The following is an 11,122-nucleotide window of genomic DNA, read 5'->3' on the forward strand; positions in this document are numbered from 1 at the left end:
TATTCTGCCCATGAAGGGCTGTGTCAGGCGCGTCCATTTGCGTGCTCCTTTGGAAAAACGAGAGTGTGCGAATCTTCGTTTTACTCCAGGAGTTGCCTCCGCGGCCCTTCATAGTATCTAAATACCCAAGCCAACCACCCCCACCCCCACCCTCACTTCCCCAACAACTTCCACTTCCCATCCACAATCTCCACCATCACCCGCGCCCGCTGGTCAAAGCCCAGATGGTCGGTGGCACTCATGTTCATAATCCCATGCGACACCGGCAGGTTCTTGGTCTGCTCCATCGCATCCCGCAACGCCTTACGAAATTCCTTGGTACCCGGCTGCCCCTTCTTCAGCGCCTCGGGAATGGCATGCTGGAGGATCAGCCCCGCATCCCACGCATGGCCGCCGAAGGTCGACACCTGGCCGCCGAACGCCTTCTCGTAAGCCGTCTTGTAGGCCATGGCCGGCTTCTTCACCGGATTGCTGTCAGGCAACTGCTCGGCCACCAGCAACGGCCCGGCAGGCAGGAAGGTCCCTTCGCAGTCCTTGCCGCACACGCGCAGGAAGTCAGGATTGGCGACGCCGTGAGTCTGGTAGATCTTGCCCTTGTAGCCGCGCTCCTTGAGCGTCCTGGCCGGCAGCGCCGCGGGCGTGCCCGAGCCTGCGATCAGCACGGCGTCGGCATTGGCGCCCATCATCTTCAGCACCTGGCCGGTCACGGAAGTGTCGGTGCGGGCAAAGCGCTCGTTGGCGACGACCTTGATCTTGCGCAGTTCGGCCACCTTGGCGAACTCCTGCGCCCAGCTGTCGCCATAGGCATCCGCGAAGCCGATAAAGGCCACCGTCTTCACGTTGTTGTTGGTCATGTGCTCGGCAATGGCGGTCGCCATGTGCGAGTCATTCTGCGGGGTCTTGAAGACCCAGGCGCGCTTGGCATCCATCGGCTCGATGATGCGGGCCGAGGCGGCCATGGTGATCATCGGCGTCTCGTTCTCGGCCACCACGTCCACCATCGCCAGCGAGTTCGGCGTGACCGTGGAGCCCACCACGACATCGACCTTGTCTTCGCTGATCAGCTTGCGCGTGTTCTTGACCGCGGTGGTGGTGTCCGAGGCATCGTCCAGCACGAAGTACTCGATCTTCTTGCCCGCGATTTCCTTGGGCATCAGCGTGAAGGTGTTCTTTTCCGGAATGCCCAGCGACGCCGCCGGACCCGTGGCCGACACCGTCACCCCGACCTTGACCTGTGCGTGGGCTGCCCCGGCAACCAGGCTGGCCGCAGCGATTGCCAGCAGGCTGGCGCGCTTGAAATCCATCTTGTCTCCTTCGGTTCCTGAAACGGAAAGGCATCCGTCCGGCGTCCGCCGGCGGATGCGCTTATTTATATCGACCCCTCGGGTCAGCACAGGCACATCGCCGGCACCTGCGCTACAGCCAGGAACAGCGCAAGGCCATTCCCCAATTTCCCCGTCCGCACCACTCCCCCGGAAAGGCGCTTCGGTCATTCACCGACCGCTCGGTCGGGAATGCGGATCGAGTCTATCACAGCGCCTTGGCGCGAAAAGGGAGGATTAACCCGCATCGCGCGCCCCGCCTGGCTTTGCCGTCAGCGCAGGAAGGCGTCCCAGGCGGTCTTCAGGATCAGCGCGCTCACCACTACGATGAACACCTTGCGCACGAAGGCGCTGCCGTGGCGCAGCGCCAGCTTGCTGCCCACCTGGCTGCCGGCGACGTTGGCCACCGCCATCACCAGGCCCAGCTGCCACCAGATATGGCCTTTGCTGCCGAGCAGCAGCAGCGCCGCCAGGTTGGTGGCGAGGTTGACCAGCTTGGTCGATGCCGCCGCATGCAGGAAGTCATAGCCGAACACGCGCACGAACACGATCATCAGGAAGCTGCCGGTGCCGGGCCCGAACACGCCGTCGTAAAAACCCAGCGCAGCGCCCGCCAGCAAGGCGGCGCCACGCTCGCCCCAGCCGGTCAGCGTGGGCGCGTGCTCCGCGCCCAGGTCCTTCTTGGCCACGGTATAGACCAGCAGCGCCACCAGCACGAAGGGCAGCGCCTTGCGCAGCGGCTCGGCCGGGATCATGGTCAGCGCCCAGGCACCGGCCATCGAAAAGACAAAGGCCGCCACCACCGCGGGCGCGGTCGCGCCCCAGTAGATACGCACGCTGCGGCCGTAGCGCAGCGCCGCATTGGCGGTGCCCGCGATCGAACCCACCTTGTTGGTGCCCAGCAGCGTGGCCGGAACGACATTGGGATAGGCCGAGAACAGCGCCGGGATCTGGACCAGGCCGCCGCCGCCGGCGACCGCGTCGATCAGGCCGGCGAGAAAGGCGGCAGCCGCCAGGAATGCGAATTCCGTCATTGCAGGAAAGCGAAAAGGAAAAATCAGGAAGGATCGGCACCGGCCAAGCGGCGCGCGGCCGGGCGGCGCCGGTTCAGCCCAGCACTTTGGCCGCCGGCACCAGGCCGCCGTGCCACATGCCGTTGCCGTGCAGGCTGAAGCCCGGCGGCGCACCGCCGTGCCCCGCCACCAGCGCCGGCGCCAGCAGCACATGGCGGATACCGTGTGCGCGGCCCCAGTCGGCCAGCGTGGCGCAGCAGGCGGCAAGGCAGGTGCGGCTGGCCGCGGCGTCGAGCCCGGCCCGCACCCACCACTCGGTGGCACAGGCGGCCAGGCCGGCAAGCTCCAGGCTTGGGAGCAGCGTCACCGGCAGGCAGGCCAGCAGGCCGTGCGGGGCCTGCGCGTCGTACGCCAGCAGGCAGATGCCGCGCCCGGCCTGGGCCAGCAGGTCGTCCAGCATCAGCCGGCGCGCCCGGGCGGCTGGCACCGGCAGCGGCTGCACCGCGTCCAGCCAGGCCTCGAGCACGGCGGCGTCGGCGCCCAGCCCAAGGCGTACCAACCCCTGCGCCGCGGGTGCGCCGGGACGATCCGGTACGTCTGAAGAATCGGGGGAATCAGGAACAGCGGGCATGGCGGTCAGCGAGAGCGCCCGCATTGTCGCATGCGGAGGGTCGGCGGGTGATGCCGATGCGGCATGGTTGCCCCAGAATGGGGCGAAAGCGCCACAAGGAGGATTGGGAAGCCCAAATGAAAAAAGCGTTGCCGAGGATCACCCGGCAACGCCCTTTATTTATAACGCTGCTACCCGACACCGGGTGCGCGCCTGTCGTCTCCTCGCTTCCGCCTCCATTTAACCTGCGAAAACCGTATATGGAATGTAACGAAGCGGTGCATCGAGGACAAGCTAGAAAAAACCCTAGCCCCAGAATCGGGCATGTCGACCCGCGATCACTCTTGCCTGCGTCCCGCGTGGCCCCCGAAGCGCGCCAGCAGCTCGCCCATGATGCCACGACGGAACGTCAGCACACAGATCACGAAGATCACGCCGGTCACCATCGTCACCGACTCGCCCAGCGTGCCGAACCAGGAGATGCCGGTCACCGACGCCAGGAAGTTGCCGATGTCGCCCAGCTTGTTCTCCAGCGCGACCACCACGAAGGCGCCGACAATCGGGCCCGACAAGGTGCCCAGGCCGCCGACCAGCGTCATCAGGATGACCGAACCCGACATTGACCAGTGCACGTCGGTCAGCGTCTCGAAGCCCAGCACCAGCGCCTTGATCGAACCGGCCAGCCCCGACAGCGCCGCCGACAGCACGAAGGCGGTCAGCTTGAAGCGGTCGACGTCATAGCCCAGCGACACCGCGCGCGGCTCGTTCTCCTTGATCGCCTTCAGGATCTGGCCGAACGGCGAATGCACCGTGCGCACGATCAGCGCAAAGGCGGCCACGATGATCACCAGCGCCACGTAGTACAGCGTCAGGTCGTCCGACAGCGGCAGCACGCCGAACAGCTTGCCGCGCGGGATGCCCTGCAGGCCGTCCTCGCCGCCGGTGAACGGCGCCTGCAGGCAGATAAAGAACAGCATCTGCGCCAGCGCCAGCGTGATCATCGAGAAGTAGATGCCCTGGCGGCGGATCGCCAGCGAGCCGACCACGTAGCCGATCAGCGCACCCATGCCGGTGCCCAGGATCAGGCCGATCTCGGGCGTCACGCCCCAGACCCTCATTGCATGCCCGGCCGCGTAGCCGGCACCGCCGAAGAAGGCCGCATGGCCGAACGAGAGCAGCCCGGTATAGCCGATCAGCAGGTTGAAGGCGCACGCAAACAACGCGAAGCACAGCACCTTGAGCACGAACACCGGATACGCACCGGCCAGCGGCGCGGCCACCAGTGCCAGCAGCAGCAATCCGTACAACAGTTTCTTCTGCACGCCTTGTCCCTTTCCCGCGTTGGCCGCCGCCGTGGATGGCGTCGATGATGTGGAGGGTGCGCTCATCACTTCTCCTTCCCGAACAGCCCGGCCGGGCGCAGCAGCAGCACGATCACCATGATGAAGAACACCACGGTCGACGATGCTTCAGGATAGAACACCTTGGTCAGGCCTTCGACCACGCCCAACCCCAGGCCAGTCAGGATCGAACCCATGATCGAGCCCATGCCGCCGATCACCACCACCGCGAACACGATGATGATCAGGTTCTGCCCCATCAGCGGCGAGATCTGGATCACCGGCGCCGCCAGCACCCCCGCAAACGCGGCCAGCGCCACGCCGAAGCCGTAGGTCAGCGTCACCATCAGCGGCACGTTGACGCCGAAGGCCTCGACCATCTTGGGGTTCTCGGTGCCGGCGCGCAGGTAGGCGCCCAGCTTGGTTTTCTCGATCACGTACCAGGTGGCAAAGCACACCGCCAGCGACGCCACCACGACCCACGCGCGGTAGTTGGGCAGGATCATGAAACCCAGGTCGGTGGCGCCCTGCAGCGCGTCCGGCGTCGAGTACGGCAGCCCGGACACACCGTAGATGGAGCGGAAGATGCCCTCGACCACCAGCGTGATGCCCAGCGTCAGCAGCAGGCCGTAGATATGGTCGAGCTTGTAGATCCAGCGCAGCATGGTCCTCTCGATCACCACGCCCAGCGCGGCGACGACCAGCGGCGACAGCAACAGCATGATCCAGTAGTTCAGCCCGGCGTACTCCATGCCCATCCAGGCCAGCACCGCGCCCAGCATGAAGAGCGCGCCGTGCGCGAAATTGATGACGTTGAGCAGGCCGAAGATAACCGCCAGGCCCAGGCTCAGCATCGCATAGAAGGCGCCGTTGACCAGCCCCAGCAAGAGCTGGGAAAGCATGGCCGGCAAGGGGATTCCGAAGATGTCCATGAGCGTCAGTTGCTGGTGGTATCTCCCCTCCCCCGCACGCGGGAGAGGGGAGCAAACGTCGCAGGCTTGCTGATTCTTACTTTTTCAGCAATGCGCACTTCGACTCGGCCACCGTGGTGAAGGCCTGGTCGCCCGGGATGGTCGCGACCACCTTCAGGTAATCCCACGGCTTCTTCGACTCGGCCGCGGACTTCACCTGCATCAGGTACATGTCGTGGATGCCACGGCCGTCCTGGCGGATATAGCCCTTGGTGTAGAAGTCGTTGATCTTCATCTTCTTGAGCTCGGCCATGACTTTGTCCGGATCGTCGGTCTTGGCTGCTTCCACCGCCTTCAGGTAGGAGTTGACGGCCGAGTAGTCCGCCGCCTGCAGGCTGCTCGGCATCTTCTTCATCTTGCCGAAGAAGCGGTTGGCGAACTTGCGGGTGTCGTCGTTCATGTCCCAGTACCAGCTGTCGGTCATCAGCAGGCCTTCGGTGTTCTTCAGCCCGAGGCTGTGCACATCGTTGATGAACATCAGCAGGCCGGCGATCTTCATCGTCTTGGTGATGCCGAATTCCTTGGCCGCCTTGATCGCATTGATGGTGTCGCCGCCGGCGTTGGCCAGGCCCAGGATCTGCGCCTTGGACGACTGCGCCTGCAGCAGGAACGACGAGAAGTCCGATGCCGACAGCGGATGGCGCACCTGCCCCGCCACCGTGCCGCCGTTGGCCTTGACCACGGCCGCGGTGTCGTTTTCCAGCGAATGGCCGAAGGCGTAGTCGGCGGTCAGGAAGAACCAGGACTTGCCGCCCTGCTTGACCACCGCGCTGCCGGTGCCCTTGGCCAGCGCCACCGTGTCATAGGCGTAATGCACCGTGTACGGCGAGCACTCTTCGTTGGTCAGGCGCGCCGTGCCGGCGCCAATGTTGATGTAGACGCGCTTCTTCTCGGAGGCCACCTTGTTCATGGCCAGCGCGGTGCCGGAGTTGGTGCCGCCCAGCAGCATGTCCAGGCCCTGCTGGTCCATCCATTCGCGCGCCTTCGAGGCGGCGATGTCGGCCTTGTTCTGATGGTCGGCGGAGACGATCTCGATAGGCTTGCCCAGCACCTTGCCGCCGTGGTCCTCGACCGCCATCTTGATGGCTTCGAGGCCGCCGGGACCGTCGATGTCGGCGTACAGGCCCGACATGTCGGTGATATAGCCGATCTTCACGGTGTCGCCCGACACCTGGGCAACGGCGCTGAAGGAAACCGCACCCATGGCAATGGCCGCCATCGCGGCCGCGAGCCGAGTCTTTTTCATGTCTATGTCTCCTGATTTGCGGCGGCGAGCGCGCCACCCGTTCCTGCCAAACAGCAAATATGCAGCAACCAATGATCCGAGCGGATCAGACCCCGAGCAATTCATGCAGCACCGGCATCTTGGCCTGCAGCTCACTGGCCGCGAAGCGCTCGACGATGCTGCCGTGCTCCATCACGTAGAAGCGGTCCGCCAGCGGCGCGGCGAAGCGGAAGTTCTGCTCCACCATCACCACCGTGTACCCCTTCTGCTTGAGCATCAGGATCATGCGCGCAAGCGCCTGCACGATCACCGGTGCCAATCCTTCCGAGATTTCATCGAGCAGCAGCAGGTTGGCGCCCGTGCGCAGGATGCGCCCGACCGCCAGCATCTGCTGCTCGCCGCCCGACAGGCGCGTGCCCTGGCTCTGGCGGCGCTCCTTCAGGTTCGGGAACATCTCGTAGATATCGGCCTCGCTCATGCCCTTGCTGGTGTCGGCGCCCTTGAGCACCGGCGGCAGCATCAGGTTCTCTTCGCATGAGAGGCTGGAGAAGATGGCCCGCTCTTCGGGGCAGTAGCCGATGCCGTAGTGCGCGATCTTGTGCGTGGGCAGGCTGATGGTCTCCTGGCCATTGACCTTGATCGAGCCCTTGCGCGCCCCCGTCAGGCCCATGATCGCGCGCAGCGTGGTGGTGCGCCCGGCGCCGTTGCGGCCCAGCAGCGTGACCACTTCGCCGCGGTTCACAGTCAGGTCCACGCCATGCAGGATGTGCGATTCGCCGTACCAGGCGTGCAGGTCCCTGATCTCGAGCGCGGGTGTGTTCGATGTCGTCATGTGTCGTTCCCCCGGCCGTCTCAGTGCGCGCCCTGCAGTTCCGCGTCGACGGTGCCCATGTAGGCTTCCATCACGCGCGGGTCCTTCGACACTTCCGCATACGGGCCTTCGGCCAGGATCGCGCCACGCTGCAGCACCGTGATCTTGTCGGCGATCGACGACACCACGCTCATGTTGTGCTCCACCATCAGGATGGTGCGGCCCAGCGAGACCTTCTTGATCAGCTGCGTGACGCGGTCCACATCCTCGTGGCCCATGCCCTGCGTGGGCTCGTCCAGCAGCATCAGCTCGGGCTCCATCGCCAGCGTGGTAGCGATCTCCAGCGCGCGCTTGCGCCCGTACGGCAGGTTCACTGTCTGCGTGTCCGCGAACTCGGTCAGGCCGACCTGTTCGAGCAGTTCCATGGCGCGGTCGTTGAGCACATCGAGCGAGCGCTCGCTGCGCCAGAACTGGTACGCCGTGCCCAGTTGCCGCTGCAGCCCGATGCGCACGTTCTCCATCACCGTCATGTGCGGAAACACCGCCGAGATCTGGAAGGAGCGGATCACGCCGCGCCGCGCGATCTGCGCGGGCTTGTCGCGGGTGATGTCGATGCCGTTGAAAAGGATGGTGCCGGTGGTCGGCTCCAGGAACTTGGTGAGCAGGTTGAAGCAGGTCGTCTTGCCGGCGCCGTTGGGGCCGATCAAGGCATGGATCGACCCTCGGCGCACCCGCAGGTTGACGTCGCTCACCGCCGTGAACCCCTTGAACTCCTTGGTGAGGTTCCGCGTTTCCAGGATGGTTTCCTGCTGGTTCATGTCTCCTGCCCGCCCTCTTGCTGAACTGCCGGGGTGATGCCCGGCACTGACAATGGTCCGAACCGGCCTCGTAGGCCCTTGCTGCCGCTTATGCCGTCAGGCTGGCCGTGGTTGCGGCCCTGCCTGCGGCTTTCTGTTTAGTTGCGGAGCGGCTCCCGCGCAGGCTGCGGCGACGGCCTTGATGTGCTGCCGACGCACCCTGTGAGGCGTCTATTGTGTGCGCCTGTTGCATCGCAAAACATCGGGGTTTGCACTATGAAACATGAACCAAGTGTCAGTTTTTTTGCAAGTGCACATGCGCAGGCTGCGCCACATGGCCACGTCCCCGTCCGTGGCCATGTGGCGCGGCGCTTCATGCACTAGCCGGAGCTGCCAAAGGCGCTGCTCTGGGTTCCACTTCCGCCGCCACTTCCGTCGCGACGGCGCGCTGCCGGCGGTCCTCGCGGATCATGTCGCTGGCGCGCTCGGCGATCATGATGGTCGGCGAATTGGTGTTGCCCGACGTGATCAGCGGCATCACCGAGGCATCGACCACGCGCAGGCCGTCGATGCCCAGCACGCGCAGGCGCTGGTCGACCACGGCCATGGGGTCGTCGGCGCGGCCCATCTTGCAGGTGCCCACCGGATGGAAGATGGTGGTGCCGATATTGCCGGCGGCCTCGGCCAGTTGCTCGTCGGTCTGGAACGCCGGGCCCGGCAGCCATTCCTCGGGCTGGTACGGCGCCAGCGCCGGCGATGCCACGATGCGGCGCGTGAGCCGGATCGAATCGGCCGCGACCTGGCGGTCCTCGTCGGTCGACAGGTAGTTGGGCGCGATCACCGGCGCCTGGCGGAAGTCCGCGCTGCCGGCATGCACGCTGCCGCGCGAGGTCGGCCGCAGGTTGCAGGCGCTCGCGGTAAACGCATTGAATGCATGCAGCGGATCGCCGAACTTGTCCAGCGACAACGGCTGCACGTGGTACTCAATGTTCGGGCGCGCCTGCGACGGGTCCGAGCGCGCAAAGGCGCCCAGCTGCGACGGCGCCATGCTCATCGGCCCGCTCTGGTTGAAGGCGTACTGCACGCCGATGCAGAACTTGCCCCACAGGCTCGCGGCGCGCGTGTTCAGCGTGCGCACGCCGCTGACCTTCACCACCGAGCGCAGCTGCAGGTGGTCCTGCAGGTTTTCGCCCACGCCGGGCAGCGCATGGCGCACCGGAATGCCCAGCGCCTGCAGCCGTTCGGCCTGGCCGATGCCCGACAGTTCCAGCAGTTGCGGCGTATTGACCGCGCCCGCGGCCAGGATCACTTCCTGCGCGGCCGCCGCCGTATGTGGCCGCCCACCGCCGATATAGTTCACGCCCGTGCAACGGCGCCCGTCGAAGGTCAGCGCGCTCACCTGCGCGCCGGTGACGATGGTCAGGTTGGGACGCTCCGCCGCACGCCGCAGGAAGGCCTTGGCCGTGTTCCAGCGGATGCCGCGGCGCTGGTTCACTTCAAAATAGCCCACGCCGAAGTTGTCGCCGCGGTTGAAATCCTCCGTGCGCGGAATCCCCGCCTCTTCGGCGGCATCGGCAAAGCGCTCCAGGATGTCCCAGCGCAGGCGCTGGCCCTCCACGCGCCATTCGCCGCCGGCGCCATGGAATTCGCCGGGGCCGCGGTGATGGTCCTCGCTGCGCTTGAACAGGGGCAGCACATTGTCCCAGCGCCAGCCCTCGTCGCCGGTGAGCCGCGCCCACTCGTCATAGTCCTCGCGCTGGCCGCGCATGTAGATCATGCCGTTGATCGACGAACAGCCGCCCAGCACGCGCCCGCGCGGATAGCCCAGCGAGCGGCCGTTCAGCCCCGCCTCCGCTTCCGTGCGATAGAGCCAGTCGGTGCGCGGGTTGCCGATGCAATACAGGTAGCCGACCGGGATATGGATCCAGTGGTAATCGTCCTTGCCGCCGGCCTCAAGCAGCAGCACGTTGACGTCCGGATCCTGCGTCAGGCGGTTCGCCAGGACACAGCCGGCCGAGCCGGCGCCAACGATGATGTAGTCGAATGTCTCCATGGCTTCTTTTCTTTATCGTCGTTGGAGCTTACTTCGCTACCGGCATGGTGAACTCGGCGCCCTTGGCAATCGAATCCGGCCAGCGCTGCATCACGCTCTTGTAGCGCGTGTAGAAACGCACGCCCTCTTCGCCATACGCATGGTGGTCTCCGAACAGCGAGCGCTTCCAGCCGCCGAACGAATGCCATGCCATCGGCACCGGGATCGGCACGTTGATGCCGACCATGCCCACCTGGATCTGCCGCGCGAACGCGCGCGCGATGCCGCCGTCGCTGGTGTAGCACGACACGCCGTTGCCGTATTCGTGCGCGTTGATCAGCGACACCGCCTCGGCAAAGTCATGCACGCGCACGACGGAAAGCACCGGCCCGAAGATCTCTTCCTTGTAGATCGTCATGTCTGGCTTGACGTGGTCGAACAGCGTGCCGCCGACATAGAAGCCGTTCTCATGCCCTTCGACCTTGTGACCGCGCCCGTCCGCGACCAGCGTTGCGCCTTCCGCCACGCCCTTGGCGATATAGCCTTCGACCTTGGCCTTGTGCGCACCGGTCACCAGCGGACCCATCTCGGCGTCGGACTCCATGCCGTTGCGGATCTTCAGCGTGCGCGCGCGCTCCGCGAGGCGCGGCACCAGCTTGTCGGCGACGTCGCCGACTGCCACGGCCACCGAGATCGCCATGCAGCGCTCGCCAGCCGAACCGTAGGCCGCGCCAATCAGCGCATCCACCGCCTGGTCGAGATCCGCATCGGGCATCACCACCAGGTGGTTCTTGGCGCCGCCCAGGGCTTGCACGCGCTTGCCATGCTTCGTGCCTTCCGTGTAGATGTATTCGGCAATCGGCGTCGAGCCGACGAAGGACAGTGCCTGCACATCCGGATGCGCGAGCAGCGCGTCCACTGCTTCCTTGTCGCCCTGCACGACGTTGAACACGCCATCGGGCAGACCGGCCTGGCGCAACAGGTCGGCAATCAGCAGGCTC

10 protein-coding genes are annotated in these 11,122 nt (G+C 65.5%); all 10 read right to left on the bottom strand.

The genetic code is table 11. The annotated features are described in order from the left end of the window. Positions 1-152: 152 nt before the first annotated feature. Complete coding sequence (locus DN412_RS40720; RefSeq protein ID WP_115216697.1) at positions 153-1,304, bottom strand: ABC transporter substrate-binding protein; 1,152 nt, start codon at positions 1,302-1,304, stop codon at positions 153-155. Positions 1,305-1,594: 290 nt separating this feature from the next. Beyond that, the gene (locus DN412_RS40725; protein ID WP_115216698.1) at positions 1,595-2,356 is read right to left on the bottom strand and encodes a sulfite exporter TauE/SafE family protein; all 762 of its coding nucleotides are present in this window, start codon (positions 2,354-2,356) and stop codon (positions 1,595-1,597) included. Positions 2,357-2,429: 73 nt separating this feature from the next. Then, positions 2,430-2,966 carry a hypothetical protein gene (locus DN412_RS40730; protein WP_244223072.1) on the bottom strand — a complete coding sequence of 179 codons (537 nt, stop codon included), beginning with the start codon at positions 2,964-2,966 and terminating at the stop codon, positions 2,430-2,432. Between the two features lie 317 nt (positions 2,967-3,283). Next, entirely contained in the window at positions 3,284-4,333 is a 1,050-nt protein-coding gene (locus DN412_RS40735) for a branched-chain amino acid ABC transporter permease (RefSeq protein ID WP_115216700.1), read from the bottom strand. Then, positions 4,333-5,217, bottom strand: coding sequence for a branched-chain amino acid ABC transporter permease (locus tag DN412_RS40740; protein ID WP_115216701.1), 885 nt, complete (start codon positions 5,215-5,217; stop codon positions 4,333-4,335). The genes DN412_RS40735 and DN412_RS40740 overlap by 1 nt, the downstream gene beginning before the upstream one ends. Positions 5,218-5,293: 76 nt before the next feature. Then, on the bottom strand, positions 5,294-6,502 hold the full coding sequence (locus tag DN412_RS40745; protein WP_115216702.1) for an ABC transporter substrate-binding protein: 1,209 nt from the start codon (positions 6,500-6,502) through the stop codon (positions 5,294-5,296). Positions 6,503-6,587: 85 nt separating this feature from the next. Continuing rightward, entirely contained in the window at positions 6,588-7,313 is a 726-nt protein-coding gene (locus tag DN412_RS40750; RefSeq protein WP_115216703.1) for an ABC transporter ATP-binding protein, read from the bottom strand. A gap of 20 nt (positions 7,314-7,333) precedes the next feature. Then, positions 7,334-8,110: an ABC transporter ATP-binding protein gene (locus DN412_RS40755; RefSeq protein WP_115216704.1), complete on the bottom strand. Its 777-nt coding sequence runs from the start codon at positions 8,108-8,110 to the stop codon at positions 7,334-7,336. Positions 8,111-8,462: 352 nt separating this feature from the next. Continuing rightward, entirely contained in the window at positions 8,463-10,142 is a 1,680-nt protein-coding gene (locus DN412_RS40760) for a GMC family oxidoreductase (protein ID WP_115216705.1), read from the bottom strand. A 28-nt stretch (positions 10,143-10,170) separates the two neighbouring features. Further along, a partial coding sequence (mmsA, locus tag DN412_RS40765; protein WP_115215908.1) for a CoA-acylating methylmalonate-semialdehyde dehydrogenase occupies positions 10,171-11,122 on the bottom strand: 952 nt, incomplete at its 5' end.

It is taken from the genome of Cupriavidus lacunae (assembly GCF_003353055.1).
GTDB classification, from domain to species: Bacteria; Pseudomonadota; Gammaproteobacteria; order Burkholderiales; family Burkholderiaceae; genus Cupriavidus; species Cupriavidus lacunae.

Coding starts and splice junctions, on each gene's coding strand:
- DN412_RS40720 (WP_115216697.1), bottom strand. CDS start 1,304: ATGGATTTCAAGCGCGCCAGCCTGCTGGCAATCGCTGCGGCCAGCCTG.
- DN412_RS40725 (WP_115216698.1), bottom strand. CDS start 2,356: ATGACGGAATTCGCATTCCTGGCGGCTGCCGCCTTTCTCGCCGGCCTG.
- DN412_RS40730 (WP_244223072.1), bottom strand. CDS start 2,966: ATGCCCGCTGTTCCTGATTCCCCCGATTCTTCAGACGTACCGGATCGT.
- DN412_RS40735 (WP_115216700.1), bottom strand. CDS start 4,333: ATGAGCGCACCCTCCACATCATCGACGCCATCCACGGCGGCGGCCAAC.
- DN412_RS40740 (WP_115216701.1), bottom strand. CDS start 5,217: ATGGACATCTTCGGAATCCCCTTGCCGGCCATGCTTTCCCAGCTCTTG.
- DN412_RS40745 (WP_115216702.1), bottom strand. CDS start 6,502: ATGAAAAAGACTCGGCTCGCGGCCGCGATGGCGGCCATTGCCATGGGT.
- DN412_RS40750 (WP_115216703.1), bottom strand. CDS start 7,313: ATGACGACATCGAACACACCCGCGCTCGAGATCAGGGACCTGCACGCC.
- DN412_RS40755 (WP_115216704.1), bottom strand. CDS start 8,110: ATGAACCAGCAGGAAACCATCCTGGAAACGCGGAACCTCACCAAGGAG.
- DN412_RS40760 (WP_115216705.1), bottom strand. CDS start 10,142: ATGGAGACATTCGACTACATCATCGTTGGCGCCGGCTCGGCCGGCTGT.